Here is a 26,186-nt window from a genome sequence, read left to right as displayed (position 1 = left end):
CTAAATTTTAAAGCCCTTTAGCCGTGGCACTTCGCGTTGGTGTCGAAGCCCTCATTGACCGCGCCGGGCTTTAGACTGATGGTGAGCTTGACCGCGTCGCCGTCCAGATCCTCGCGGGCAATGTCAAATTTAGACTCGATCTTCGGGATCAGTCCCATTGGGAATTTATGATTGACCATGACGACCTTTTTGGTTTCGTCTTTTACGAAATTTAACGCCACCAGCGCATTTACCATCGGCTCGGGCGGGACGCATTTGCGCGAATCAAAGCCGATGTACTCCACGCCGCCTTGCGATTTTTTATAAAATTTCACCGTAGCGCCCGCTGCGTCAAACTCCTGCCAGTCTGTGAAAAAATCCATACTTGATCCTTTTTTAAAATTTCGCGCGATTATATAGCAAATTTTAAAATTTTGAAATGAGGCAGATCAAGTCCTATTTGGAATTTGTAAATTTAGCCGAATTTTAATACACTATGCGTTAAAATTTTAAATCCGAGGACCATTATGCAGACCATCACGATCATCGATACGTTCGGCTTTTTTTTCAGGCTCTACTACGCTATGAGCGGGCTAAAGACCAAAGACGGCAAACCCAGCGGCATGGTGAGCGGATTTGCGAGCTTCATCGCAAATCTTTCGAAGGAATTTAAGAGCGATTATATAATTTTCGCTCTGGATAGCAAGGGCAAGACCTTCCGCTCGGATATCGATCCCAACTACAAAACCAACCGCCAAGCCCCGCCGCCCGCGCTTTTGCAACAGCTGCCGGTCTGCATCGAGATGATCGAAAAGATGGGGCTTTACTCGCTCGGACGCGAGGGCTACGAGGCGGACGATCTCATCGCAAGCGTCGTCAAAAAGCACGGCGCCACGCATAAAATCAACATCGTTACCTCCGACAAGGACCTGTATCAGCTCATCGGCGAAAACGTTAAAATTTACAGCCACGGCAAAAAGATGCTTTACGGAAGAGAGGAGTGCTTGCAGCGCTACGGCGTCTATCCCGAGCAGATCGTGGACTTTTTGGCGATCTGCGGCGACAGCGCCGATAATATCCCGGGCGTGCGGGGCATCGGCGATAAGGGGGCGAAGAAGCTTTTAGACGAGTGGGGCTCGCTTGAGGGGATCTATTCAAATTTAGACCGCCTGCCGCAAAACAAACAGCGCGAGTATCTGATAGAGGGAAGGCAGAGCGCCTACATAAGCAAGCGCCTGGCTACGCTTTACGATGAGTTGGAAATCCCGCCTTTAGAGGACGCGAAATTTCCGCAGCAAAATCCGCTTTTTAAAATCCGCGAAATTTTAAAAGATTACGCGCTAAACAGACTGCTGTCCGCGTTAAGCCTGCAGGAGCAAAACGGGCTTGATCTTTGGAGCGAGGGTAAAGGCGCAAGCGCAAAAAGCTCCGTTTTGGGCGCAGGCGGGAAGAGCTTCGGCGCAGAGTCGTCTCGCGGCGGATCTATCTTGGACGCTGCCGTAGGGGGGCTAGACGGGCAAAATTCTATCCCTAGCGGCTCTGCTTGCGGCGGGCAAAATTCCGAGCGCGCTTTTAAAACGCCCTTTGAGCCTATTTGCATTACCGATGCAGTGGAGCTTGCGAGGCTGTGCGAGAGCGTCAGTGCCGAGACCTTGGTGAGCTTCGATACAGAAACCACTAGCGTCGATAGCAAAAACGCCAAGATCGTGGGCTTTTCGTTCGCGTTTAACGAGGAGCGCGCCTACTACGTCCCGCTAGCGCATAGTTATTTGGGCGCTCCGGCTCAAATTTCTTCGGATGCCGCAAAGGCCGCGATCGGCTCTCTGTTTCGCGGATATGTCGTGGGGCAAAATTTAAAATACGATTTTGAGATCGTGAAAAATAATTTTAATATCGAGCCTGCTGCGCGTTTTGCCGATACGATGGTGCTAGCGTGGCTGCTCGATCCCGCAAACGCCGTGGGGATGGACTCTATCTCGCCGCGGTATCTTGGGTACGAGACGGTGCATTTCGGCGACGTCGTCAAAAAGGGCGAGACCTTCGCCTCCGTGGAGCTGGACGCCGCTACGATCTATGCGAGCGAGGATGCGTGGGTGACGCTGAGGCTGTATTTTAAGCTCAAACAGCTACTTGAGCCTTCGCTTTTTAAGCTCGCGCAGGAGCTTGAGTTCCCATTCGTGCGGGTGCTTTGGCAGATGCAAAGATGCGGCATCAAGATAGACGCGGAGATGATAAAAGGCCTTATCGCGCGCAACGAAAAGTCCCTGCGAGCGCTCACGGATGAAATTTATGAGCTTTGCGGCGAGCAGTTTAACATCAACTCTCCTGCTCAGCTCGGCGCCGTGCTTTTTGAGCGGCTAGGACTTCCGGCGGCGAAGCGCACCAAGACGGGCTACAGCACCGATGAAAGCGTGCTAAAGGATCTTACGGCGCTGCATCCCGCGGTGGGTAAAATTCTAGACTACCGCGAGCTGTTTAAGCTGCAAAGCACCTATTGCGAGCCGCTGCTACAGCTTGCCCTTGCAGATCCGCAAAACCGCGTCAGATCGAATTTCTTGCAGACCGGCACGGCTACCGGGCGGCTAGCGAGCAAAAATCCGAACCTGCAAAATATCCCCGCGCGCGGCACCTTTGCGAAGGACGTACGGGACTGCTTCCTAGCAGAGGGGGGCTACTCGCTGATCTCGCTTGATTACTCGCAGATCGAGCTGCGCCTGCTCGCGCACTTTTCGCGCGATCCTGCGCTTTTGGCGGCGTTTAGGGCGGATGAGGACATTCACGCGCGCACGGCGATCAGCATTTTCGGCGACGCGCAGCCCGCGCACCGCACGATCGCAAAGAGCATAAATTTCGGCCTCATCTACGGCATGGGCGCGGGTAAGCTAAGCGATAGCCTAGGCATCGCGCGCGCCGAGGCGAAAGGCTATATCGAGCGCTATTTTGCGGCATTTTCCACGATCAAGGAGTTTTTGCAAAGCATAAAATCGGACGCGAAAGAAGGCGGCTACGTAAGCACGCTTTTTGGGCGCAGGCGCTACTTCGACTTCGCAAACGCGCGTAACAACATGGTCTATGCAAGCTACGAGCGCGAGGCGGTAAATACGAAATTTCAAGGCTCCGCAGCCGACATCATCAAAAAGGCGATGGTTGAGATTTCGCCGCTGCTAAGCGACGAGGCGCGGCTGATATTGCAGATCCACGATGAGCTGATCTTCGAGGTGCGGGACGATTTGGCGCAGAGCTTCGGCGAGCGCGCGCAGGAGATAATGCAAAGCGCGGCAAGCCTAAACGTGCCGCTTAAGACGAGCCTAAATATCGCCAAGCGCTGGGGTGAGCTGAAGTAACTACGCTAAATTTAAAACGCGGCTAAAATTTAAGTGGAATTTAAACGGCGTGCAGAATTTTAAATTTTGAGCAAGACGGAGCCTAAATTTGCTCGTTTGATAGATTTAATCGCGCTAAATTTAGACCGAGCAGCTGGCGTGGTGCGGCACAGATCGCCGCCGTCTTTAAATTTTTGATTAAATTTAAGCTCTCCGCTTGGCAATATCAAACGGCGGTTAGATAGATTTATCCGAATTAAATTTAAACGATGTGTTTTAGCAAGAGGTCTGGATAAATCTTGCCGTGCGTATAAATTAAAATTTCATTTCAACGCCGTAGTGACGAAATTTTTAAATTTAAATTTTACGAAAAGCCGCGCGCTTCGTAAAATTTAACGAGTGAAAATCCATACAAAATTTAGCCCGCAAGAAAATGGACATGGGTTTTGCAAAAAGCAATTTTTGTAAGATGAAATGATCGGCGGCAGGTCTTTTTAAACCCGCCATGCGCGCCGATTCGTAAAGACCGCGCCCTTATAGCTTCACGAGCGAAGCTATAAGGATTTCGGACTAAATTTTGACATGAATTCTGCGCGCCCGCGCAAATTTTTACAAGCCTGCATAAAAATTCCGCGAGCTTGCGTAAATTCCGTGCCGCCTATTTTTTTGATTTTTCTAGCGCGGCGGCAAGGTCTGCTATGAGATCGTCCGCGTTTTCGATGCCTATGGCTAGGCGCAGCAAATTTTGACTGATGCCGATGCGCTCTTGCAGCTCGCGCGGATAGCTCTCGTGCGTCATCGACGCGGGGTGGCAGATCAGGCTCTCTACGCCGCCCAGGCTCACGGCTAGATCAAATAGCTCAAGGCTGCGCGCAAAGGTTTTATAGTCGTATTGCGGCTTAAGCACCAGCGAGATAACCGCTCCGATGCCGCTAGCTTGGCGATCTTGTATCTTTTTTTCGCTCGCAGAATGCGAGCCTGCGAAATTTACCGCCTCTACCGCAGGATTGCTGCGTAAAAATTCTATTATCTTTAGCGTATTTTCGCTCTGGCGGTCGAAGCGCACGCTTAGCGTTTTAAGTCCGCGTATTAGCGAATACGCATCGGTAGGCGACAGCGTCGCGCCCAGAGTGTTTTTCATAAACTGAATTCTTGCGGCAAGCTCGTCGTCGTTCGTCGTAACGATGCCGGCGATCAGATCGGCATGCCCGCCTATGTATTTTGTCGCGCTATAAACCACGACGTCTGCGCCGTGCTCTAGCGGGCGCTGATAATATGGGGTCAAAAAGGTATTATCCATAACCACAAGCGCGCCGTTTTTGTGCGCGAGCTCGCTGATGCGCTCAATGTCGGTTACGCGCAAAAGCGGATTTGATGGCGTCTCGATGAAGACCATTTTGACGTCGCTTGGAATTTCGGTGATCAAATTTAGATCATCCACCAAGTCGTAATTTATCCCTTGATTTTTAAAAATACCGCTTACGTAGCGATAGGTGCCGCCGTAGACGTTGTTATTTAACAGCACGCGATCGCCGCTTTTAAGCAGCGCGAATGCAGCGCTCGTAGCCGCCATACCCGAGGCTAGCGCGAAGGCGTATTTGCTGCCTTCAAATTTTGCAAAAAGCTCTTCGAAGGCGTTGCGCGTAGGATTTGCGCCGCGCGAGTAGGCGTATTTGCCGAAGTCATCCAGGCTTTCTTGCACGAAGGTGCTGGCTAGATATATCGGCGGAATCACCGCGTTGTGGGGGTTGGACTTGGCCTCTATGCCCTTTACGATTAGGGTATCTACTTTCATCTTTTCTCCTTGAAATTTAATGGATTTAAAAGCTCATCGCTCCGATAAATTTAGCTATGCGCTCGTCGCTGCTACCGAAGAATTCCTCTGCGTCGCCGTCGAATGCGATAACTCCGCCGTCTAAGAATAAAATTCTATCTGCGATCTTGCGTGCAAAGCCCATATTGTGCGTGACGATGATGAGTGAGCGATCCTCTGCGGCAAGCTCGGCGATAGTCTTTAACACCTGCGCCTCAAGCTCGGGATCAAGCGCGCTCGTAGGCTCATCCAGTAGCAAAAACTCAGGCTGCATCGCAAGCGCCCGCGCGATCGCCACGCGCTGGCTCTGACCGCCGGAAAGGCGAGCCGGATATGCGCCAGCTTTATCTGCCATGCCGACTTTTTTTAGCAGCGCCATTGCATTTGCCTCGGCAAGCTCGCGTGGTTGCTTTAGCACGTGCACGGGCGCTTCGATGACGTTTTGCAAGACGTTGAGGTGCGGAAAGAGATTGAAGCTTTGAAAAACCATGCCCGTATGCGCGCGGAATGGATGATATTCGCTTGTTTTATGCGGAGCATCGAAATTTATCTTAAACTCGCCTAGCTGTAGCTCGCCGCCGCTTGGAATTTCGAGCAGATTTATGCAGCGCAGCATCGTGGATTTGCCAGAGCCGGAGCTTCCTAAAATCACTGTCGTTTGCCCGTCGCGAAATTCTAAGCTTAGCCCATTTAGCACGACGTGATCGCCGAAGCGCTTAGTTAAGTTCGTAAATTTTATCATCACACGAACCTTGAAAATCGTCGCTCTAGCTTGGATTGTAAGAACGTAAGAAGGGTGCAGACTGCTAGATAAAATAGCGCCGCCAGTACGTATAACGTAAGCGGATCGAATGCCCGTGCAGCGATACGTTGAGCGACCATAAACATATCGACCATCGTAATCGAGGCTACGAGCGAAGTGTCTTTAAGCGTAGAGATAAATATATTTGATAGCGGCGGTAGCGATATGCGTGCTGCTTGCGGAGCGATAATGCGGCGCAGAATTTGAGCGTAGCTCATGCCTAGTGAGGTAGCTGCTTCCCACTGCCCCTTTGGTACCGATAGGATCGCAGCTCGTACCGCTTCTGAAGCGTAAGCTCCGATATTTAGGCTAAAGGTAATGATCGCAGCAGCCCAAACATCAAGTGTGATCCCGATGATTGGAAGCCCGAAATAGACGATAAAAAGCTGCACCAAAAGCGGAGTGCCGCGAAAAATCCAAATATAAATTTCGCTTAGCTGCTTTAAAATTTTAAAATTTGCGATGCGTGCGACCGCCGTCAGCACCGCAAGCACAAGCCCTAGTAGAAATGAGATTATCGTAAGCGGGATCGTAACTTGCAGCAGGGCTAGCGCCATCGGCTCTAGCGAGCTGCTAACAAGCTCTAAAATTCTGCTTGTTTCGTTCATTCACTCACATCTTTGCCGAAATATTTAAGTGAAATTTCTTTTAGCTTGCCTTCGGCTTTGAGTTCGTTTAAGGCTTTGCTGATTTGATCTGCGAGCTCTTTATTGCCCTTTTGAACTATTGCGGCGCTATAATCGACGTCTTTTAGCTTTGTAGCGATCTTAATCGGAGCGCCCGGGCGTTGTTTTAAAAAGTCGTAAAATACGGTATTGTCGCGCACGACGGTATCTACGCGGCGAGCGATCAGCAGCTCCATACTTTTAGCAAAACTATCGACGGTTACGTTTTGCGCGCCGTATTTTTTAGCGACTTGCGCCCAGTTGCTGGTAGCGGAGTCCGCATTTTTCTTGCCTTTTAAATCCTCGAAGCTTTTAATGTCGTTGTTATCTTTATGCACGATGATAGCTCCGTAAACGACGGTGTAGGGCACAGAATACTCATATTTTTTCTTGCGCTCATCAGTGATGCTTACTTGATTAAATACAGCGTCTGCCTTGCCTGCATCAAATGCTGCAAGCATCGCATCCCAAGGCGCGGTTAGAAATTCTATTTTTAGACCAAGCTTTTCGGCGACTGCGCGCGCGACATCTACGTCGTATCCTACGAGCTCATTTTTGTCGTTATAATACGAAAATGGCGAAAAGGTGCCTTCAGTAGCTACTTTAAGCGTACCTTCGCGTAGCGTTTTAGCGTTTGCGCCGCATATTAAAAGCGCGCACGCAAGCAAAGTTTTTATTAAATTTTTCATAATTCCTCCAAAATTTTATGAGCGAAATTTAAAATGCAAAATTCCACTCAGCTAAGTTTAAAATTCCACGCTTCAACTAAGCGGTCGTAAAATTTACTCCGTAATGTCTTTGCCGAAATATTTAAGTGAAATTTCTTTCAGCACGCCTTTTTGCTTTAGCGATTTTAGCGCGGAATTTATCTGCGCAGTCAGCTCGTCGTCCTTTTTAAGCAGCACGGCGGAATAGATCGGCTCATTGCCTTGAGCTGCGATCTTTAGCGGGGCGTTTGGGCGCTGCTTCATATAGTCGAAAAATGTGATATTGTCGTTGATCGTAGCGTCTGCGCGACGAGCTATTATGAGCTCCACGCCCTTGCTAAATCCGTCTGCTGTAACGATCTCGGCGCCGTAGCTGCGTGCCATGTCTGCCCAGTTACTGGTAGCGGAGTGGACGCTTTTTTTGCTTTTAAGATCCGCAAAACTCTTAATCTCCTCGTTATCAGCTCGCACTACTAGCGCAGCATAAGCCACGGTATAAGGCTCGCTGAAATTATATTTTTTCTTGCGCTCCTGCGTGATGCTTACTTGATTCATCGCTATGTCCGCTTTGCCTGCGTCAAATGCCGCGAGCATCGCATCCCACGGCGCGGTTAAAAATTCCGCCTTTAGCCCTAGCTCTTTTGCTAGTGCGCGAGCGATATCGACATCAAAGCCGGTAAGATTATTTTTCTCGTCATAGAAAGAATACGGCGAGTAAGTCCCCTCTGTGGCTATTACGAGCGTGCCCTCTTTGAGCGTCTTAGCGCTTAGGGTGGCGGTGATCAGCGCTGTTGCGAGCAGGGCTTTAAATATTTTCATTGAATCTCCTTGAAATTTAGCTATCGCTCGCGCTGCGAGCAGATGCGCGATTATATCGTGCGGAATATATAATTTTTATTAAAAATTTTAAATTTTAGTAAGATGTGATACAAAATTTCGCCTGCATGACAAAACTTTAGCGTCATATATTTTTAAAATTTTGACAGAGGTGATTTATAAAATTTCAAGTTTATTAGGTAAAAGTATCACAGAAGGAATTCAGCCTGCGATATAAAATAAAATTTGCAAGTATTTCGAGGTGATTTTTTGAGTTAGAAGCTAAAATTTTGCGCAAGCTAGACTTCTGCTTGCAGTTGCGAGCGCAAGAGAAGCAAAATTTCTCTCAAAAGCGCTCGCAAGATGATCCTTTTGAAAAAGACGAGCCGCTAACGAATTTGCCCGCCTCCGCGGACGACGTATTTATAGGTCGTGAGCTCCCTCACCCCCATCGGCCCTCTGGCGTGCAGCTTTTGCGTGCTGATGCCGATCTCGCCGCCGAATCCAAACTCGCTGCCGTCGCTAAAGCGCGTCGAGGCATTGGCGTAGACGATCGCGCTGCCGACTTCGTTTAAAAACCGCTCGATGTTTGCGTAATCGGCGCTTAAAATCGCGTCTGAATGGCCGCTAGAATGCGCATTTATAAAGCTAATCGCCTCCTGCGTATCCCGCACGGCACGCACAGCTAGCACGAGATCCAAAAACTCGGCGCCAAAGTCGCTCTCGCTAGCCGTTTTGACGTTTTTTGCGCCTCGCAACTCCGACTCGCACGCATTAAAAAGCTCCGAACTCACGCGAAACTCGACCTCTGGCATTTCGCGCACAAGCTCAGGCAAAATTTCGCCCGCCACGCGCTCATGCAAAAGCACGCACTCTACGGCGTTGCAGACGCTAGGGCGCTGGGTTTTGGCGTTTTTGATTATCTTTGCGGCCTCGCTTAAATTTGCGCTTTCATCGACGAAGATGTGACACACCCCCGCGCCCGTCATGATGATCGGCACGGTCGCGTTTTGCGCGATAAAATCTTTTAAGCTCTTGCCGCCGCGCGGTATCAAAACGTCGATATACTCGCTCATTTTCGCCATTTTCGCCACTACTTCGCGTTCGGCGCTCTCCACGAGCTGCACTGCACCCGTCGGTAAGCCAAATTTCGCCCCGGCTTCGTTAAATAAATTTACTAAAAAGATGTTCGAATTTAGCGCGCTAGCACTGCCTCGCAGGATCGCCGCGTTGCCGCTTTTTAGCGCCAAAGCCGCCGCGTCGATGCTGACGTTTGGGCGGCTCTCGTAGATGATACCGAGCACCCCCAGCGGCACGCGCACGCGGCTGATTTGCATGCCGTTTGGATGGCTCCAGCCGCCTAGATTTTCGCCCACGACCTCTGCAAATCCCGCCACTTCGCGCACGCCCTGCGCCATCGCCTCGATACGGGCGTCGGTTAGCCTTAGACGGTCTAGCAGCGCTGCGTTCAAGCCTGATCTCTCGCCGTTTGTAAGGTCTTTGGCGTTTGTCGCTTTTATCGCGTCCTTTTGTGCGAGCAGCTCATCCGCCACGGCGTTTAAAATTTCAAATTTAGCTTTGCTACCAAGTCTCAAAAGCTCGCCGCAAGCGGCCTTTGCGCGCTTACAGATATCTAAAATTTCGTTCATTTTCGCTCCTTAATCTATAAATCAAATCGCATGCTGCGTATAAAAATGCCGCGAGCGTCGCTTCTATCGCGTCTAAAATTCCAGTGCGTCTTATTTTTATCCGCGCACGACGGCTTAAATTTAGCGCGCTTTGGGCCATTTTATTTCGGATTTTCTTGCGTCAAAATTTCGCTTACTCGCCAGGCATTACGCCCAACCTTCTCATTTCAATTCGCGCATAGCGCTTTTACGTAATCCGCCGGCTCATATCCGCGCAGTTCAAAAACGTCTAGCTCGCCGTTTTTATCGGCGTCCGGTTCGTCAAATTTTGCCGTCCACGCCGCGCCCGTCAAAAGTAGCGCAAAAAACATAATCTTTTTCATCTACGCCCTCCGTTTAAAATTTAAACGCGCGAACACGGCTAAAATTTCATTGCAGCGCGATATTATCCGCGTGGATCGCGTCATCGTCGCTTTTGTAGCCTAAAGCATGCTCTATCTCATCGCTTTTTGCGCCCGCTATGCGCGCAAGCTCGCAGCTTGAATAGTTGCTAATGCCGTGCGCCAGCAGCTTGCCGTCAGTCGCGCAGACGTTTACGATCTCGCCGCGCTCAAACTCGCCGCGCACCTCGGCAATCCCGACCGCAAGCAGGCTTTTGCCCGATTTTATCGCCTCTGCCGCCCCCGCGTCGATAATCACCGCGCCTTTGCTAATCGCGCCGTATGCGAGCCAGTATTTACGCGAGCTAAGCCGCGCCGCGCCCGTGCTAAAGAGAGTGCCGACCTCATCGCCCGCCGCTATCTTAAGCAAAATTCCGTCCGTACGCCCGTTTGCGATGATCAGGCTAGTGCCGATCTGATTTGCCATTTGCGCCGCCGCGATCTTGGTCGCCATGCCGCCCGTGCCGAATTTACTGCCCTCGCCGCCTGCCATTTTGACGACGTGCTCGTCGATTTTTTCGATAAAGCTTAAAAGTTTTGCGTCCGCGTGCTCGCTCGGATTTTTGTCGTACAGCCCGTCGATATCGCTTAAAATCACGAGCAGATCAGCATCGATTAGCCCCGCTACTAGCGCACTTAGCGTGTCGTTGTCGCCCACTTTCAGTTCATCTGCTACGACGGGATCGTTTTCGTTTATTATCGGCACGATGCCGCGCGAGAGTAGCTCCGCGCAGACGTTTCGCACGCTAAGATAGCGCGCCCTGTCGCTAAAATCGCCGCGGCTTAACAGCAGCTGCGCGATAATGCGGTCATGCGCCCAAAACAGCCGCTCGTAAAGATGCATCAGCGCGACCTGTCCGACCGCCGCTAGAGCCTGCTTGCGGCTTAAAATTTTAGGTCTTTGCGCGATACCTAGCAGCCCCATGCCCGCGCCCACGGCGCCCGAGCTTACCAAAGCCACGCAAAAGCCCGCATCTTTTAGCTTGCAAATTTGCGCGACTAGACTTTTGATAAGCCGCTCATTTAGAGAACCGTCCGCGTTCGTAAGCGTCGAAGTACCGATTTTTACGACGATACGTTTTGCGCCGCCCAGAAGCTCTTTTCTACCCATTTTCCGCTCCGAAATTTTTGAAAATTATATCGAAAACGGCTTATTTTAAATTTTATGTTTTGAGCTGAGTAGATGCGAGCTTTTGGTTTAAATTTATTCTCGAGTAATTCTAATAAAGCGTAGAGATAGTCTGTTTCCGAAGATCGTAACGGGAGATAAACTCCCGTTATCGCGCGAAATTTTACTGATTTAAAATTTACCGGATCCTTGCTAAAGCGCGGCGTTGAGACTTAGTTGTATCTCCACGTCGTCGCTAACGAGCAAAATTTTCTTCATTTTAGCCTACTTTTTGGTGGCATTGCCTTCTTTATCTTCAGTCTTCACCTCTTTCGGCCCCACATAATCCTCCCCGAAATAAGCCTTTTTTATCTCTTCTTTTTTGATTGCAGCTTTCTTTTCGTAGATTTTGTATTCAGGCTTCCAGTAGTTTAGCATATTGTTTAGCCCGCTGTGGCCTACCTCGGCGTGACAGCTAGCGCAGGTTAGTTGCTTACCCGTATTTAGCAAGCTTTGATAGTGAGCATGCATCTTTTGAGCTTGCGGGCTTGTTAGTTTATTATCTACCAAATTCGTATGGCAGCTAACGCAACCGTTATCAAATACGAAGTGCTCTCTTTTCTCTCTATTTTTATGCCAGTCTATAGCCTCGGGGTCTTTGAAGAAATGAATATATCCCTCCATTAGTCCGTTTTTGGCTTTAACTAGGACGTATTTGGCTAGGTTGTCGTGAGGTATGTGGCAGTCTACGCATTTAGCCCTTACTCCGCTTTTGCCTTTGCCGCTATGTACGTCGTTACTATAAGCTATAACCATAGGATCCATCTCGTGGCATACTACGCAAAACTTCTCTCCGCTAGTTTCTTCTAGGGTGTAATGTACGGGCAGTACGACCAAAAACCCTATAATGCCGCTTACCAATATAATAAGCGCTAGTACTTTCTTTGAAATTTTCATGGCGTTACCCCCATCCATTGCGGAACTTCGTGTTCGTGGCACTCCGTGCACATATTGGTTGATTTTTTATGCTCGTTGTGGCACTCGTCGCAGTATAGCGTAGGGCCGTCGTGAACCGAGTTGTGGGGATTTGCTTTTAGCAGATCCATGTATTCTAGTCTTTTAGCTATCTTTTTCTTGTCGCCGTGACAGGATAAACAGCCTTTATCGCCGATAGATTTAAATTTACTAGCGTCGTTTCCTTGTCCTTCGTGACAATCAAGACAGGTGAAGCTTAGCTTTTCATGATGAGGCTTTAGCGGGTGTTTGGCTCGCAGTTCATCGGTGACGTTAAGATCGACTAAAGACGTTATCTTTGCGCCTAAGGCTTCTGCACTAAATGCAAAAGAGCATAGTAGCATAGATGCGCACAAGGCGAGAAACGCTTTATGTTTCATGCGAATTCCTTTCGGATGTCAAATTTACAAATTTAACTGCAAATTCGGCTTCAAATTTAAAAGTATCGCAGACCGAATTTTCAAATTTAATCTTAAATTTGACCTGCGATACAAAATAAGATTTGCAAGTATTTCGAGGCGATTTTTGAGGTTGCGTGGCTAAAATTTTGCGCAGGCTAGACAAAATAGTCTGCTAAGCAAAATTTTAGCAAGCTCCGCAAAAAGCGTCCGAAAGACGCCGCAAATTAGCCTATATTCTCTCCGGCTATCATACCAAACGTTAAGCAGTCAGCTATCGCCACGCTACCTAAACGGCTAGCTCCGTGTACGCCGCCTGTGATCTCACCTGCGGCAAATAGTCTTGGGATCGGCATCTCTGTTTGTAGAGATATAACCTGAGCTTTGGTATTGATATCGATACCGCCCATGGTGTGGTGGAGTTTTGGCGTACCGCGCATAGCGTAGAAAGGCGGTTTAGAGATATCTACGCCGTTTGTAGTGGTTTTATCCATAGGTTTGCCAAAGTCTTCGTCTTTGCCTGATTTAACGAAGCTATTATATCGCTCGACGGTCTTTTTTAGCTCTGCGGCAGGGATTTTATAAGCTGCGGCTAGTTCGTCTAGAGTTTCAAATTTCTTTAGTACGCCTGATTCTAGCGGTTTGGTGTAGTGCTCAGGTATGACCATATTTTTTACGCCATCGCTATCGCAGAAGTTGATCGGATAGATATCGGCTTTTGCGTCGATTACTTTAAACATAGCTTGAGAGCGGGTGCGGCGGTCCGCTAGTTCGTTCATATAGCGTTTGCCGGTTCTTGGATCGACTGAGATACCGTAGCGGAAGCTTCCGTTTACGTTAAACATAGAGCCTACGCCAAAGCCTTTTTCATCAGGGCATGCCCATGGGCCGAATTGTATCCAGCTTAGCTGCACTGGAGTTGCGCCGATTCTAAATGCCTCTTTCATAGCGCCTGCGGTTGCTCCCGGATGGTTGGTGCTATCCGTAGTAGGCAAGATAGATGGATCTTGGACTTGTCTAAAGAATACGTCGCGGCAAAATCCTCCTGCAGCTAGTACTACGCCTTTTTTAGCTTTTATAGTTTTTTTAGTTCCGGTAGTGTTTTCGGCGTCGTCTTTTTGGCTCTTTGGATCAAATTTATAATCCTCTCTGATGATCACTCCGTCTACGCCGCCGTCTTCGCCGAGTACGAACTCGTCAAATTTAGCTCTTTGTCTTAGCTCGCAGCCTTGTAGATTTTTAAAGTATTCTACCATCGGCTGAACGATACCTGAGCCCGAGCCGTTAGCGGTCTGAAGCGATCTAGGTACGCTGTGTCCGCCTGCGTGAGTAACTTTATCTATGTATTTAGCGCCGCATTTTAGAGTTAGTTTATATGCGTCTTGCGCGCGAGTAGCGATGGTGTCGATTAGATCTACGTGGTTTAGGCCGCGGCCGGCTTTTAGGCAGTCTTTGATAAATAGCTCGTTGCTATCTTTGATGCCTTCTGCTTTTTGTTTGTCGCTGTTTGGAACGGCGAATATGCCGCCGTTAATTACGGAGTTACCGCCTACGCGTCCCATCTTTTCTAGGATTAGGACTTTATTGCCCTTTTCGGCTGCGGTGATACCGGCTGCTAGTCCTGCAAAACCAGAGCCCACGATGACTACGTCCCACTCTTCGTCAAATTTGACGTCTTTAGCGTTAACCGCAGCATTTGCGTTTACGGAGCCGAGCGCTAAAGCACCCGCGCCAACTAGGCTCATTTTGAGCAGATCACGTCTTGAAACGTTTTCCATGATGTCTCCTTTATTTTACCGTTATACGGTTTTTTCAGATGCCTAATTTTGGGAGAATTATACCCAAAGTTAAATAAAAGCAAAATAATATTATTGAAAAATCGTTTTTTAAATTTTAAAAAACCGCCGCCGCTAAAAAGCCGCTTATCGGTTGCTTACTAGCTCTAAATTTAGACAAATTTTAAATTTAAATCTCTACATAAAATTTTGTGCGCTATGAGAGCGTGTATCCTGCGCCGGATAAAAGACCCGCTAAAAGCAGGTCTTCATTTCTCGCAAAGCTTGCCGCATGCGTCGGCGCGGCATCTGCTGCAGTGAGTCATTTGATGAATGGAGCTGCCGATCAGCTTTCGCATGCTGCGAATTTCTTCATTCGAGGGCGATTTGATATTTGCAAAAGGGGTGTCATGCACGGGGATCATCGCCATGCAGTTCATGATATCGGCTTGCCACTCTTTGGCTTTTTTGGCGATACGTGGGACGTGATCCATATTGACGCCGGGGATTACGACCGTATTGATCTTTACGATCATACGGGCTTCTTTTAGCTTGCGAATTCCTTCCTCTTGGCGCTCCGCAAGAATTTTAGCGCCCTCTTCGCCGTGGTAAATTTTGTTTTTGTGGCGTACCCACGCATAAATTTTGCCGCCTACGCCCGGCGTTACGGCATTAACGGTCACCGTCACGTGGCTCACGCCGATCCGCACGATATCATCCACGTGCTCGGGCAGGGATAGGCCGTTTGTGGATAGGCAAAGTAGGGCGTGAGGGAAGCGGGCTTTGCATTTTTCAAAAGTCGCTAGGGTCTTGTCGGCATCGCACATAGGATCCCCGGGCCCTGCGATACCGATGACAGAGATATCTTGTCTAAATTTAAATAGATTTTCCACGTATTCCACGGCCTCATCTGGGCTTTGCACTCTCCCCGTTACGCCGGGGCGATTTTCGTTGGCGCAGTCGTAGATGCGGTTGCAAAAATTGCATTGGATATTGCAATGTGGCGCTACGGGAAGGTGCACGCGCCCGTAGGCGGCGGACGCCTTTTTGCTAAAGCAGGGGTGGTTGTCGAAAGAGGGTTTGGCGAAAAAATTCATCAATCTTTTTTCCTTCCGAATTTGATGGCGTCTGCGTGGCAAACGTCCATACAATCGCCGCAGTTCGTGCAGTTCATCTCGTCCGGTCTCGTGCCCATTTCGCATTTGCGCAAACAAGCGTTGCAGTTATCGCAGGCGCTCGTTTTATAAACGCGAAATATTGAAATTTTACGCAACAGCTCCATTATGCCGCCGCTAGGACAGGCGAAGCGGCACCATAAATTTGCGACGATCAAGGACGCGGCGATGAGGGCCACGACGACGGCAGTGCGAACCGCCCAGTACCAGTCGGAAAATTTAAAGGACATGATAACGGCGTTTAAGTACTCGTCGCTGGTGCGGATAGGGATCATGACGCGAGGATTGCCGTAGATAAAATACACGCCCGCGCTAAGCAAAAAGGCTAGAACCATGCCTATTTGCGCATATCGTAGCTTCCTGTTATTTTTTAGCTTGAGCTTAAAAGCGGCAAATTTGCCCAGCATTTGATTTACGAATCCGCCCGGGCAAAGCCAGCCGCAAAACGCGCGCCCAAGGAAAATAACCAGCACGGGTATAAACAGCCAAAAGCCGAAAAACACGGTCGCGATCCGCCCCCAGCACGTAACGATCGGACAGGATTGGCAGTTTACGAAAGGCACGATAAAAGGGCATCTAAAAATTCCGTAATACGCCCATTGCCCGATCGCGCCGATAAAAATCAGCTGCACCAATCGACGAATTTTAGTTAGCCTAGAGACTTTTTTCATCTTTGCCATATTTACGATACTAAACATCTTTTACACCAAACCTTTCTATGAGTTCAAGCCCGCGTGCCGAATGGATGGAGGTAAAGCCGTGCCGCTCGAAAATTTCCTGCCCGTCCGAGCAGACGAAGTCCGCAAAGTCATCGGCAAGCTTCTCGTCTTTTACGTATTTCATGATATTTAGCGTAAATGTAAGCGGACCGGGCGGGATGAGCTTTTCGTCGATAGGCATATATTCGATTTTGTCTTTAAACCTATCGTGCGTCGTTAGGCGCTTTTCGATGATGGACGCATCACCCTTGCCCTCTACCAGATCGCACATCATCTGGATGACGCATGAGCCGTTGGCGACCATATTTTTCATAACGGGCCCTGTAAGACCTGAATTTTTCAAAATTCCCTTTACCGGTCCGCTACCAGGAGGTGAAGCTCTTAGCGGCAGCATCACCCGCACGCCGGGCTCTGCCAAATCCTTTAGATCGCGAACGCCCGCAGGATTGCCCTTTGGCACTACTAAAACGTAGTCGGTAAAACATAGCGGTCTAAAGCGGAGGCTAAGGCCAGCCTTACGCAGTTTTTGAGACAGCTCCAAAACGCGAGCGCCGAAAACCTCCGTCTTGCCCTGCAAGGCCAGTAGCGACTTTCCGAGCGCACCCGCAAAGGCGCCGGTGTATTGGATATTATGTCCCGTCCTTGACTCATAAATGGCGTTTAGCTCGTTAAATGCTTCGGACAGTCCTCCGCACGACCAAACCTGCAGCGAATCGGGCTTAAATGGCGTATAGCCAGCGAGCATTGCTTCCGGTCCGGCGATGGCGGCTGCCGCTAAAGCTCCTTTTAAAAAGCCGCGACGAGATTCGTCTATCTCCTTAAATTTCATACAACCTCTCCTTTCTTTGGTTTGTTTTTAAATTTAGAAAATTCTTCATTTCAAAATTTCAAGTAAGACTCGCTAAAGTAGCTCGATAAACGCTTCCAAGCGCGTGCGAATTTGCCCGACGTCTTGTTTTGAATAATCAGTCTCCAGCGACATATAGTTTGCTCCAGCTTCACGGCTGGCTTCTTTGATCTTGTTCGTCTCGATCGCGTAGGTGTGGCAGCCGCTTAGCACGACGTCGATGACGCCGTGCGCTTGATACTCATGGATAAATTCCTTGATAATATCCGAGCGTGCGTCGTTTTGATACATCACCGAACAGGGGATTTTGAGATAGCGCTCGGCGATATTTGTTACCAGATCGCCCTTCGTTTGCACTTGGTTTTGATAGCCTTTGGTGCCGGAGCAGTTTTCAAATGCCACTACGTCCGCGCCCAGCTCCTCTATCTGCTTGATAACCTTTTCATACACGCCTCCGCTTGGACAGCCTGTGATGATGATCCGCTTTTTGCGAGTTTTCGGCGGGGTCATCTCCTTTGCGGCGGCTATGTAGGCGCGTATCATTTTAAGCTTCTCCTGCTTGTCGTATATGAAGTCGCTCGCAAATGAAATTTGATGAATTTCGCTGCCCGCTACCGGCATCGGATTTAGTTTGCCAAGCTCTAAAAGCTCCAACATCACATCGCGCTCTTCGTTGTAAATTTGCACCGCATCAAGTAGCGCTTCATCCGTGATTTTCGTATTAAATTTTTGCTCCAAAACTTTGCGAAATTTCCTAAGCTCATCGGTAAAAAGCTCCAAACTCTTGCCGCCAGTCATATTCGGCAGTTGCAGTACGTGGACGTCCTTATGCTTTGCAAGCAGCTCATACATCTTTTTCTTGCCGTCGCAGGTCGTTTCACCTATGACGAGATCGCTAGCGTTCATATAGGGGCATTTTTTCGTAACCGCGTAGCCGTAGCTTGCTTTAATTAGCGGGCAAAGATTGCGCGGAAGCTCGGCATGAGCGGCATCTATCGGGCTTTCGTCATAGGCGCAAAGCCCAACCGGCACGGCGCCCGCGGCGTAAATAAGCTCCTTCGGCGAATAGGTGCAAAACATTCCAACTACGTGTTTGCCTTGCTCTTTTAGATCGTGCAGAGCCATTGCGTTACGCTTTTTAAGCGCGTCAAAATCCATCTTCATCTCGTCTCCTTTGAAATTTCGTTTGCTTTGCGTGCGCCGATAAGCGAAGCGCCCATCGCGCCGCAGTAGATTGCGTTTTCGTGAGTAAAAATTTCAGCCCCCAGATGCTCGCCTAGAAGCTGTTTAAAGAGCGGCACGTTGCTAAGCCCGCCGCTTAAAAAGTAAATTTGATTTTCCAGCCGTTTGATGAGTGAGGCGACCTTGTGCGCGGAGGAATCCACGATAGCGTAGGCGATCTCGCTAGTTTCAGCCCCATTTGCGCTTAGCGAGACGATCTCGCTTTCTGCAAAAACAGTGCAGGTCGAGCTTAGTTTAATCGCGGGATTTTTTCGGGCGGTTTTGTAAATTTCGCTTAGCTCAAGCCCCAAGCGGCCCGCACTGATCTCTAAAAATTTACCCGTGCCCGCCGAGCATTTGTCGTTCATGATAAAATCCGCTGGTTTGCCGTTTTCTATTTTGATCGCTTTGGTGTCTTGCCCGCCCACATCGATGACGGTGCAGTCTTGCTCAAATAAAAAGTGTGCCCCAAGCCCGTGGCATAAAATTTCGCTCATGCTAAGCTGCGCGTACTCTACGCTAACGCGTCCGTAGCCCGTAGCCGTCACGAAGCCCTCTGCGTAGCCTTTTTGCTCTAAGGCTTGCTTGATCTGGCGCGCGACCTTGACCGCGCTAAAGCCGCTTGGCAGCAAAAATAGCTCGCAAAATTCGCCGCGTTCGTTCATAACGGCGACCTTTGACGAGGTAGAGCCGATGTCGATACCGATAAAATGCATAAAATTTTAAATCCGTCGAAAAATATTTCTACGCCGTAGAACTTTGATTTGAATGTTAGTCTTTTTAAGCTTTTAGACTGCTGAAATTTAGCGTAGGCTTGCGGCGCGGATAAAATTTAGCTTTGCGCCGCATTTGAATTAGATTTAAATTTAGCGCTCACGAGCGATTAGAATTCCGCTTAAAATCACCACCGCGATGCCCGCTAGCACGATCGGACCGGGCAGATGATCGCCTAGCATAATGCCGAGTGCCATGCTAAAGAGAATGTCGCTATAGCTGATCGCAGCGACGATACCCGCTTTGCGCGAAGCGGCGTAGGCGCGCGTCATGTAAATTTGAAAGTAGATCCCGCTGACGCCCAGAAGCGCCACGAGCACCCAGCCAAAAAGGCTTGGCGGGTTGAAGTAAGCAAGCCTCGCCAAATCTGCCCCGCTGAAAAGTCCTAAAATTTTAACCTCGCTATCACCGAGCGCCCAGCCCGCAGCCATCATCATCGCGCTTAGAAAGGTAGCGGATGAGACGAAGACCAGCACGATGAGGTTGGTGGCGTAGTGTTTGCGAAGCTCGCGCACGCTCGTGTATGCAAGCCCCGCGCACATGCCGCCGAAAATTCCCACCGCGTCGGTTACGCTGATGCCGATGTGCGGGCGCACGACGAGTAAAATCCCGCCAAAGCCCAGCAGTATCGCAAACCAACCGCGCGAGCTTAGCTTTTCGCCTAAGAAAAACGCCGAAAATAGCGCGGTGAAAATGGGCGCCGTCTTTTGGAAGGTAAAAGCGGTGCCAAGATCGATGTGAGCGATGTTGTAAAAGGTCGCTAAGATACCGCAGCTGCCGATAAAGCCGCGAAACGCGAGCAGCCACGGCTTGCCGCCCGGGCCCAGATTTTTTACCCGCCTTAGCGAAAACAGCACGATCGCGATGCCTACGACGTTGCGGAAAAACACGATCTCGGCGCTGCTCATTCGCTCCGCCATGACCTTGGCCAAAGCGCCGTTTAGCGCGAAATAAAAGCTCGCTACGAGCATATAATAAACGCCCAGATGTTTCAGCCAAAACGCGGAGTAAAATTTCTTCTTCACGCCGTCCTACTTTCGATTCGCGACGAGCGCGCCGCGCGCGGACGAGCCTTGATTTTATAAAGTAGGATCAAAAGCCCCGGCAGATTGCGAAAGAGTACGACCTCAAGCGATGAAATTTGCGCGCCCAAAAGCTTGGCAAAAACGCCCGTAAGAGAGTTGTAAAAGCACGCCATCAGCATATAATATACGCTTAGATGGTGCAGCAAGAAGTTGTTGTATTTCATCGCGCCCCTTTAAATTTGCGGAATTATACACGCATAATGATTAAATTTTAATATTCCGCCGTTTTAATATTTCGTCGCGCCGCCTGCTTTTGCGCGCCTGGCGCGACGGCTCGATTTTGCACTTCGGCGCTTGTATGCGCGGAATAGTCAAAATTTACGCAACTGCGGGTTTATATACTTTCGCGCGTCCTCGCCCGTTTTTGTGCTTCGACCGCTAGATTTCGCGGACAGGCTTCGGTTTTAAAATTTTATAAAATTTACGCACAGCCCCGCCTCGGCGATATGTTCGGCGACGCCTCGCGCGCCTTGGCGCCTTTTTACGAGCGGAGTTTTGCTCGTGCCGCGATAAAATTTCGCTAAATTTAGCGCCTAAATTTTATAAAATTTTGCCGCCCGACTTGCGCGAGCGAGCGCGTAGAATTTGGCTTTAATCTATTTTTGGTTATAATCGCGCCAAAAACTACAAGGACGAACGTGAAAAGTTTGATCATCATCGGGCGCCCCAACGTCGGCAAGTCGAGCCTTTTTAACCGTCTAGCGGGCGCTCGTATCGCCATCACGAGCGACGTTGCGGGCACGACGCGCGATACCAATAGAGCCGAAGCCGAAATTTTCGATCGTCGCGTGCGCGTGATCGATTCTGGCGGTCTGGACGACGCCTCCGAGCTGTTTGCGCGCGTGCAGGCTAAGACGCTAAGCGAGGCAAAAAGCGCGGATTTGATAATCTTTATGACGGACGGTAAGCTGCTTCCGAGCGATGATGAGCGGCGGATATTTTTCTCGCTGCAAAAGCTCGGTAAGCCCATTGCCCTAGCGGTCAATAAGATCGACGGCAAGCGCGACGAGGAGCGCAGCTGGGAGTTTAACGAATTCGGCGTTAAATTTTTTCCGATCTCCGTTTCTCACAACAGCGGCATCGATGAGCTGAAAGAGTGGATATATGGCTTTTTAGACCCTGCGCCCGCGCAGCAGGATGAGGATGAAATTTTTGATGATTTTATAGAGGGCTTTAACGACGAGGGCGAGCCGAAAGAGGGGCGCGACGAGGAATTTTATGCAGACAAGACCATCGGCGTAGGTATCATCGGGCGGGTAAACGTCGGTAAATCAAGCCTTCTAAACGCACTTGTCGGCTCGCAGCGTTCGGTCGTGAGCGATTATGCGGGCACGACGATCGACCCGGTAAACGAAAGCACGGAATTTGAGGGGCGCACGCTCGAGTTTATCGACACGGCAGGCATTCGCCGCCGTGGCAAGATCGAGGGCATCGAGCGCTTCGCGCTAAATCGCACCGAAAAAATTTTACAAAGCTCTGACATCGCGCTTTTGGTGCTTGACGCAAGCGAGCCGCTAAACGAGCTGGACGAGCGCATCGCGGGGCTTGCGGCTAAATTTGAACTTGGGCTCATCATAATTTTAAACAAATGGGATCTTTGCGAGCGCGATTACGACGAGTTTTGCCGCGATCTGCGCGATAGGTTTAAATTCCTTTCATACGCGCCGATCATCAGCGTCAGCGCGACGGATAGGAAGCGGATCCATAAAATTTACCCGCTCATTTTGGAGGTTTATTCAAATTTCACGCGCAAGCTCGGCACCGCAAGGATCAATGAAGCGGTAGAAGCCGCGATAAAGGCGCATCCGATACCTCGCGAGCGGGGCAAATCGGTTAAAATTTACTACGCCGCGCAGATCGGCTTTGCGCCGCCGAAGATCGCTCTTGTGATGAACCGCCCGCAAGCGCTGCATTTTAGCTACAAGCGCTATTTGATGAACAGACTGCGCGCAAGCTTTGCCCTTTCGGGAAGTCCCCTAGTGCTGCTGCCGCGCAAAAAAGGGGAGAGCGATGAAGAGCGGTAATATCGTGCTCATCGGCTTTATGGGGGTCGGCAAGGGTACGGTAGCACGGGCGCTGGCTGCGCAAAGCGGGATGTTTGCGCTTGATTGCGACGATATGATCGAAAGCTACGCCAATAAAAAGATCGGGCAAATTTTTAAAGAGCAGGGCGAGCAGAGCTTTAGAAAGATGGAAGAGGGCCTTGCGAAATTTTTAGAAAAGTCCGTCCGCTGCGCCGTGATCTCTACGGGCGGCGGCTTTTACGCCGTGAAAAATTTAAACAAAATCGGCACCGTCGTGTATCTGAAATCAAGCTTTGAAGGGATAATCGAGCGCTTAAAAAACAGCGAGAACGCGGAGAAAAAATTTGCCAAGCGCCCGCTGTTAGCGGATCTGCAAAAGGCCGCGGCGCTGCACGCCGAAAGAGACGGGGCGTATGAAAAAAAGGCCGACATCGTAATCGACGTGGAAAATAAAAGCGTAAAAAAGATCATAAAAGAAATTTGCTCCGCCTGCGACGAGCTAAATTTAAAAGGAAAAAAGATGTCTAAACAAAAGTGCCCGGGCGGCGGCAAAAATTCCGAGTCGCACGGTAAAGAGGGCAAAAGCGATAAACTTAAAAAGAAAGAGGCGCTAAAGCAAAAGCTGCGCGAGCTACTAGAGGGCTTAGAACGCGAGGAAATTCCAAAGCGCGTGATCGCGTGGCACTTCGATCTTTACGAGCCTTATGCGCTACAGCTAGCAGGATCGAGCAGCTACGACGGGGATGACGACTACTGGGCGTGCGAGGACGAGGATGAATTTTATCCGCAAAGCTCGCGCTTGCAGCTTGAATTTTTAAGCGAGCTTTCGTGGCGACAGGTTTTAAAACTGCTCGTACAGGTTCTGCGCGAGCTGCGAGAGCAGATGCCTAGCGCTAAAATTTTTAAGTGCAAGCACGTCGCCGTGGGCTTCGTAGACGGCGATTTGATTTTGATTTAAAGGAGCAACGATGAGAATTTTAACGGGTCTTCAGCCCAGCGGCAAGCTGCATTTGGGCAACTACTTCGCGAGTATCAAACAGATGGTGGATGCGCAAAACGCGGGCGAGCAGATGTTTATGTTTATCGCAAACTACCATGCGCTCACGTCCGTAAGCGACGGCGCAAAGCTAAAAAACTCCACCTACGAGGCCGCCGCGGCGTTTTTGTCGCTGGGGATCGATCCGAAAAAGACGGTGTTTTGGGTGCAAAGCGACGTAAAAGAGGTGCTGGAGCTTTACTGGATTTTAAGCGGATACACGCCGATGGGGCTGCTCGAGCGAGCGCACGCATACAAAGACAAGATCGCTAAGGGCTTTGAGAGCAAGCACGATCTGTTTAGCTACCCCGTGCTGATGGCGGCGGACATCCTGCTATACAGCGCGGAGGTCGTGCCCGTGGGCAAGGATCAGATCCAGCACGTCGAGATCGCCCGCGACATCGCGCTTAAATTTAACAACGCCCACGGCGAAATTTTAACTATTCCGCAAGCGCGCGTAAACGATGAAGTGGCGATCGTGCCGGGCACAGACGGTGCCAAGATGAGTAAGAGCTACGGCAATACGATCGATATTTTTGCAGATGCCGCGACGCTAAAGAAGCAAATTTCAAGTATCGTAACGACCTCCGAGCCGCTAGAAGCGCCTAAGCAGTGGCGCGGGTGCAATGTCTATAATATCGCGAAGCTATTTTTAAACGAAGCGGAGCAGACGGAACTGCAGGCTCGCTACGAGCGCGGAGGCGAGGGGCACGGGCACTTCAAGGCGTATCTAAACGAGCTCGTGCAGGGCTACTTCAAAGATGCGCGAGATAAATTTGAATACTATCAAAGCCACCGCGAAATTTTAGATGAGATGCTAAGACAGGGCGCGCAAAGAGCGGCTGCGACGGCTGCTTCATTGATGCAAAAGGTTCGCGCCGCCGTGGGGATTTATCGCTAAGGAGGGTGAGATGACGGATTACGCTAGAGAAATTTTATCTGACGGTAAGCTGCTTCGACAGAAGCTGGAAATTTTCTTGCAAACTCCTAGCAAGGTTGAAATTTACGCACGTGCCTGCGAGAAATTTTTCGCCGCCGGCAAGCAGCGCGAGCTAACTTACGTAAGCACGTGGAGTTGGTGGGCCTTTTTCGGTACGCTGTTCTTTTTTCTGTACCGCAAGGAATACAAAATTGCCGCAGCCCTATTTGCCGTTGCGGTGGCTACCTGCTTCGTTCCGTTTTTGGATGGACATGATAGAACTATAGGAACGGCAATTAGCGTCAGTAGCGGGACTATGGCGAAATATTACGTTTGCGATAGTTTTGTTTCATTGCTAGATAAGCAGGACGATGAAGCCCTAAGACGGGGCGGCGGCGTGAATAGATGGGCGATATGGCTCGCGGTAATATTTTACGCTTTTGTCGCAATTGTATTTGCGCTGATAATTTCAAACGGCAGCAAAATTCAGTAGTTTTAAAGGGCTTCCGCGCTCAAAATAGCTAAATAAATTTTAAAAAGGAGCAAGAGTGAAAGCGATCGTAACGGTGATCGGTAAGGACAAAGTTGGCATTGTAGCGGGCGTTTCGGCCAAGCTCGCGCAGCTTGGGCTAAACATAGACGACATCAGCCAGACGGTTTTGGATGAGTTTTTTACGATGATGGCGGTGGTTTCCAGCGACGAAAAGCAGGACTTCACGGCTCTGCGCGAGGAGCTAAACGAGCTAGGCGAAAAGCTAAAAGTTAAGATCAACATCCAAAGCTCGGCGATCTTTGACGCCATGCACAACATCTAAGGCGCCGATATGGACATCAAAAACGTAACCGAAACGATCGCGATGATCGAGGAGCAAAATTTCGACATCCGCACGATCACGATGGGCATCAGCCTGCTTGACTGCATCGATCCCGATATCGACAAGGCAGCGGAGAAAATTTACGCAAAAATCACCGATAAAGCGCGCGATCTGGTAAAGGTCGGCAATAAAATTTCAGCAGAGCTCGGCATTCCGATCGTAAATAAGCGCGTCTGCGTAACGCCTATCGCCATCATCGGCGCGGCGACGAACGCTACTGACTACGTGCCGCTTGCTAAAGCGATGGACGAGGCGGCCAAAAAGGTCGGTATCGATTTTATCGGCGGCTTTTCGGCGCTAGTGCAAAAGGGCTACGCAAAGGGCGATAAAATTTTAATCAACTCCATCCCCGCCGCACTTGCCGCGACGCAGAAGGTCTGTGCGTCCGTTAATATCGGCTCGACCAAGACGGGCATAAATATGAGCGCGGTCGCTGACATGGGGCGCGTGATCAAAGAAACGGCGCGGCTTTCCGATCTTGGCGCCGCCAAACTCGTCGTATTTGCCAACGCCGTCGAGGATAATCCCTTCATGGCGGGCGCATTTCACGGCGTGGGCGAGGCCGAGGTCGTAATAAACGTGGGCGTATCGGGCCCCGGCGTCGTTAAGCGCGCGCTTGAGAAGGTGCACGGGGCGAGCTTTGACGTGGTGGCAGAGACCGTGAAAAAGACGGCGTTTAAGATCACGCGCATCGGACAGCTCGTCGGTCAAATGGCGTCCGAGCGCCTTGGCGTGAAATTTGGCATCGTCGATCTCTCGCTAGCTCCGACTCCGGCGGTGGGCGATTCGGTCGCGCGCGTGCTTGAGGAGATGGGACTAGAGCGCGTCGGCACGCACGGCACGACGGCAGCTCTAGCGCTGCTAAATGACGCGGTAAAAAAGGGCGGAGTGATGGCCTGCAACCAAGTAGGCGGGCTTAGCGGCGCGTTTATCCCCGTCTCCGAAGACGAGGGCATGATCGCCGCAGTGCGCGCGGGCTCGCTAAGCCTAGAAAAGCTCGAAGCGATGACCGCGATCTGCTCGGTGGGGCTCGATATGATCGC

25 protein-coding genes and 1 pseudogene are annotated in these 26,186 nt (G+C 50.1%); 7 read left to right on the top strand and 19 right to left on the bottom strand.

From position 1 onward, the window contains the following. Window positions 1-17: 17 nt before the first annotated feature. Window positions 18-362 (bottom strand): hypothetical protein, encoded by a 345-nt coding sequence (locus tag Q0257_RS04500; protein ID WP_298022074.1) that lies wholly within the window; start codon window positions 360-362, stop codon window positions 18-20. 144 nt (window positions 363-506) lie between these two features. Here Q0257_RS04500 and polA point away from each other — a divergent pair, with 144 nt between their 5' ends. Continuing rightward, window positions 507-3,323, top strand: coding sequence for a DNA polymerase I (gene polA, locus Q0257_RS04495; protein ID WP_298022071.1), 2,817 nt, complete (start codon window positions 507-509; stop codon window positions 3,321-3,323). Between the two features lie 637 nt (window positions 3,324-3,960). Here the strand turns inward: polA and Q0257_RS04490 are convergent. The 18 genes from Q0257_RS04490 to Q0257_RS04405 form a co-directional block, all read right to left on the bottom strand. Next, window positions 3,961-5,097, bottom strand: a complete 1,137-nt coding sequence (locus Q0257_RS04490) for a PLP-dependent aspartate aminotransferase family protein (protein WP_298022069.1) — start codon at window positions 5,095-5,097, stop codon at window positions 3,961-3,963. Between the two features lie 25 nt (window positions 5,098-5,122). Beyond that, window positions 5,123-5,857, bottom strand: a complete 735-nt coding sequence (locus tag Q0257_RS04485) for an amino acid ABC transporter ATP-binding protein (protein WP_297914983.1) — start codon at window positions 5,855-5,857, stop codon at window positions 5,123-5,125. After that, complete coding sequence (locus Q0257_RS04480; protein ID WP_291939919.1) at window positions 5,857-6,525, bottom strand: amino acid ABC transporter permease; 669 nt, start codon at window positions 6,523-6,525, stop codon at window positions 5,857-5,859. The genes Q0257_RS04485 and Q0257_RS04480 overlap by 1 nt, the downstream gene beginning before the upstream one ends. Continuing rightward, window positions 6,522-7,271, bottom strand: a complete 750-nt coding sequence (locus tag Q0257_RS04475) for an amino acid ABC transporter substrate-binding protein (protein ID WP_298022066.1) — start codon at window positions 7,269-7,271, stop codon at window positions 6,522-6,524. Before Q0257_RS04475 ends, Q0257_RS04480 begins: the two co-directional genes overlap by 4 nt. A 93-nt stretch (window positions 7,272-7,364) precedes the next feature. After that, window positions 7,365-8,108, bottom strand: a complete 744-nt coding sequence (locus Q0257_RS04470) for an amino acid ABC transporter substrate-binding protein (RefSeq protein WP_298022062.1) — start codon at window positions 8,106-8,108, stop codon at window positions 7,365-7,367. Window positions 8,109-8,494: 386 nt separating this feature from the next. Further along, window positions 8,495-9,754, bottom strand: coding sequence for a glutamate-5-semialdehyde dehydrogenase (locus Q0257_RS04465; RefSeq protein WP_298022059.1), 1,260 nt, complete (start codon window positions 9,752-9,754; stop codon window positions 8,495-8,497). A gap of 206 nt (window positions 9,755-9,960) precedes the next feature. After that, window positions 9,961-10,116, bottom strand: a complete 156-nt coding sequence (locus tag Q0257_RS04460) for a hypothetical protein (RefSeq protein ID WP_298022055.1) — start codon at window positions 10,114-10,116, stop codon at window positions 9,961-9,963. Window positions 10,117-10,162: 46 nt separating this feature from the next. After that, the gene (gene proB, locus Q0257_RS04455; protein ID WP_298022052.1) at window positions 10,163-11,284 is read right to left on the bottom strand and encodes a glutamate 5-kinase; all 1,122 of its coding nucleotides are present in this window, start codon (window positions 11,282-11,284) and stop codon (window positions 10,163-10,165) included. Window positions 11,285-11,566: 282 nt separating this feature from the next. Next, window positions 11,567-12,238: a NapC/NirT family cytochrome c gene (locus Q0257_RS04450; RefSeq protein WP_298022096.1), complete on the bottom strand. Its 672-nt coding sequence runs from the start codon at window positions 12,236-12,238 to the stop codon at window positions 11,567-11,569. Then, window positions 12,235-12,675, bottom strand: coding sequence for a cytochrome c3 family protein (locus tag Q0257_RS04445; RefSeq protein WP_298022049.1), 441 nt, complete (start codon window positions 12,673-12,675; stop codon window positions 12,235-12,237). Before Q0257_RS04445 ends, Q0257_RS04450 begins: the two co-directional genes overlap by 4 nt. Window positions 12,676-12,920: 245 nt before the next feature. Continuing rightward, window positions 12,921-14,471, bottom strand: coding sequence for a flavocytochrome c (locus tag Q0257_RS04440; RefSeq protein WP_298022046.1), 1,551 nt, complete (start codon window positions 14,469-14,471; stop codon window positions 12,921-12,923). 266 nt (window positions 14,472-14,737) lie between these two features. Beyond that, window positions 14,738-15,565: a radical SAM protein gene (locus Q0257_RS04435; protein WP_298022094.1), complete on the bottom strand. Its 828-nt coding sequence runs from the start codon at window positions 15,563-15,565 to the stop codon at window positions 14,738-14,740. Next, the gene (locus Q0257_RS04430; RefSeq protein ID WP_298022042.1) at window positions 15,565-16,341 is read right to left on the bottom strand and encodes a 4Fe-4S binding protein; all 777 of its coding nucleotides are present in this window, start codon (window positions 16,339-16,341) and stop codon (window positions 15,565-15,567) included. The genes Q0257_RS04435 and Q0257_RS04430 overlap by 1 nt, the downstream gene beginning before the upstream one ends. Beyond that, the gene (locus Q0257_RS04425; protein ID WP_298022039.1) at window positions 16,334-17,191 is read right to left on the bottom strand and encodes a substrate-binding domain-containing protein; all 858 of its coding nucleotides are present in this window, start codon (window positions 17,189-17,191) and stop codon (window positions 16,334-16,336) included. Before Q0257_RS04425 ends, Q0257_RS04430 begins: the two co-directional genes overlap by 8 nt. 72 nt (window positions 17,192-17,263) lie before the next feature. After that, a complete protein-coding gene (locus Q0257_RS04420) occupies window positions 17,264-18,373 on the bottom strand; it encodes a double-cubane-cluster-containing anaerobic reductase (protein WP_298022037.1) in 1,110 nt (369 codons plus the stop codon). Further along, on the bottom strand, window positions 18,370-19,146 hold the full coding sequence (locus Q0257_RS04415) for an acyl-CoA dehydratase activase (protein ID WP_298022033.1): 777 nt from the start codon (window positions 19,144-19,146) through the stop codon (window positions 18,370-18,372). Before Q0257_RS04415 ends, Q0257_RS04420 begins: the two co-directional genes overlap by 4 nt. Window positions 19,147-19,296: 150 nt before the next feature. Then, complete coding sequence (locus Q0257_RS04410; protein ID WP_298022030.1) at window positions 19,297-20,229, bottom strand: DMT family transporter; 933 nt, start codon at window positions 20,227-20,229, stop codon at window positions 19,297-19,299. After that, window positions 20,226-20,453 carry a hypothetical protein gene (locus tag Q0257_RS04405; RefSeq protein WP_298022027.1) on the bottom strand — a complete coding sequence of 76 codons (228 nt, stop codon included), beginning with the start codon at window positions 20,451-20,453 and terminating at the stop codon, window positions 20,226-20,228. The genes Q0257_RS04410 and Q0257_RS04405 overlap by 4 nt, the downstream gene beginning before the upstream one ends. Before the next feature lie 474 nt (window positions 20,454-20,927). Here Q0257_RS04405 and der point away from each other — a divergent pair, with 474 nt between their 5' ends. The 6 genes and pseudogenes from der to Q0257_RS04375 form a co-directional block, all read left to right on the top strand. Beyond that, window positions 20,928-22,313 (top strand): ribosome biogenesis GTPase Der, encoded by a 1,386-nt coding sequence (der, locus tag Q0257_RS04400; RefSeq protein ID WP_298022025.1) that lies wholly within the window; start codon window positions 20,928-20,930, stop codon window positions 22,311-22,313. Next, window positions 22,300-22,794: pseudogene (locus Q0257_RS04395) on the top strand (shikimate kinase); the annotation flags it as partial. The gene der and the pseudogene Q0257_RS04395, both read left to right, overlap by 14 nt. A gap of 487 nt (window positions 22,795-23,281) precedes the next feature. After that, the gene (gene trpS / locus Q0257_RS04390; protein WP_298022022.1) at window positions 23,282-24,250 is read left to right on the top strand and encodes a tryptophan--tRNA ligase; all 969 of its coding nucleotides are present in this window, start codon (window positions 23,282-23,284) and stop codon (window positions 24,248-24,250) included. Between the two features lie 10 nt (window positions 24,251-24,260). Then, a complete protein-coding gene (locus Q0257_RS04385) occupies window positions 24,261-24,761 on the top strand; it encodes a DUF2628 domain-containing protein (RefSeq protein ID WP_298022020.1) in 501 nt (166 codons plus the stop codon). A gap of 55 nt (window positions 24,762-24,816) precedes the next feature. Beyond that, on the top strand, window positions 24,817-25,083 hold the full coding sequence (locus tag Q0257_RS04380; protein ID WP_002944456.1) for an ACT domain-containing protein: 267 nt from the start codon (window positions 24,817-24,819) through the stop codon (window positions 25,081-25,083). Window positions 25,084-25,092: 9 nt separating this feature from the next. Then, window positions 25,093-26,186, top strand: a 1,094-nt coding sequence (locus tag Q0257_RS04375) for a PFL family protein (RefSeq protein WP_298022017.1), incomplete at its 3' end; no start/stop codon positions are given.

Source organism: uncultured Campylobacter sp., assembly GCF_938018035.1.
Classification (GTDB): domain Bacteria; phylum Campylobacterota; class Campylobacteria; order Campylobacterales; family Campylobacteraceae; genus Campylobacter_B.
Note: the sequence above shows the minus strand (reverse complement) of the source record. Positions and strands in the feature narration are given on the sequence as shown.

Coding starts and splice junctions, on each gene's coding strand:
- Q0257_RS04460 (WP_298022055.1), bottom strand. CDS start 10,116: ATGAAAAAGATTATGTTTTTTGCGCTACTTTTGACGGGCGCGGCGTGG.
- Q0257_RS04405 (WP_298022027.1), bottom strand. CDS start 20,453: ATGAAATACAACAACTTCTTGCTGCACCATCTAAGCGTATATTATATG.
- Q0257_RS04465 (WP_298022059.1), bottom strand. CDS start 9,754: ATGAACGAAATTTTAGATATCTGTAAGCGCGCAAAGGCCGCTTGCGGC.
- Q0257_RS04430 (WP_298022042.1), bottom strand. CDS start 16,341: ATGTTTAGTATCGTAAATATGGCAAAGATGAAAAAAGTCTCTAGGCTA.
- proB (WP_298022052.1), bottom strand. CDS start 11,284: ATGGGTAGAAAAGAGCTTCTGGGCGGCGCAAAACGTATCGTCGTAAAA.
- Q0257_RS04480 (WP_291939919.1), bottom strand. CDS start 6,525: ATGAACGAAACAAGCAGAATTTTAGAGCTTGTTAGCAGCTCGCTAGAG.
- Q0257_RS04490 (WP_298022069.1), bottom strand. CDS start 5,097: ATGAAAGTAGATACCCTAATCGTAAAGGGCATAGAGGCCAAGTCCAAC.
- Q0257_RS04440 (WP_298022046.1), bottom strand. CDS start 14,471: ATGGAAAACGTTTCAAGACGTGATCTGCTCAAAATGAGCCTAGTTGGC.
- Q0257_RS04415 (WP_298022033.1), bottom strand. CDS start 19,146: ATGCATTTTATCGGTATCGACATCGGCTCTACCTCGTCAAAGGTCGCC.
- trpS (WP_298022022.1), top strand. CDS start 23,282: ATGAGAATTTTAACGGGTCTTCAGCCCAGCGGCAAGCTGCATTTGGGC.
- Q0257_RS04450 (WP_298022096.1), bottom strand. CDS start 12,238: ATGAAAATTTCAAAGAAAGTACTAGCGCTTATTATATTGGTAAGCGGC.
- polA (WP_298022071.1), top strand. CDS start 507: ATGCAGACCATCACGATCATCGATACGTTCGGCTTTTTTTTCAGGCTC.
- Q0257_RS04385 (WP_298022020.1), top strand. CDS start 24,261: ATGACGGATTACGCTAGAGAAATTTTATCTGACGGTAAGCTGCTTCGA.
- Q0257_RS04445 (WP_298022049.1), bottom strand. CDS start 12,675: ATGAAACATAAAGCGTTTCTCGCCTTGTGCGCATCTATGCTACTATGC.
- Q0257_RS04485 (WP_297914983.1), bottom strand. CDS start 5,857: ATGATAAAATTTACGAACTTAACTAAGCGCTTCGGCGATCACGTCGTG.
- Q0257_RS04435 (WP_298022094.1), bottom strand. CDS start 15,565: ATGAATTTTTTCGCCAAACCCTCTTTCGACAACCACCCCTGCTTTAGC.
- Q0257_RS04420 (WP_298022037.1), bottom strand. CDS start 18,373: ATGAAGATGGATTTTGACGCGCTTAAAAAGCGTAACGCAATGGCTCTG.
- Q0257_RS04475 (WP_298022066.1), bottom strand. CDS start 7,271: ATGAAAAATTTAATAAAAACTTTGCTTGCGTGCGCGCTTTTAATATGC.
- Q0257_RS04425 (WP_298022039.1), bottom strand. CDS start 17,191: ATGAAATTTAAGGAGATAGACGAATCTCGTCGCGGCTTTTTAAAAGGA.
- Q0257_RS04470 (WP_298022062.1), bottom strand. CDS start 8,108: ATGAAAATATTTAAAGCCCTGCTCGCAACAGCGCTGATCACCGCCACC.
- Q0257_RS04500 (WP_298022074.1), bottom strand. CDS start 362: ATGGATTTTTTCACAGACTGGCAGGAGTTTGACGCAGCGGGCGCTACG.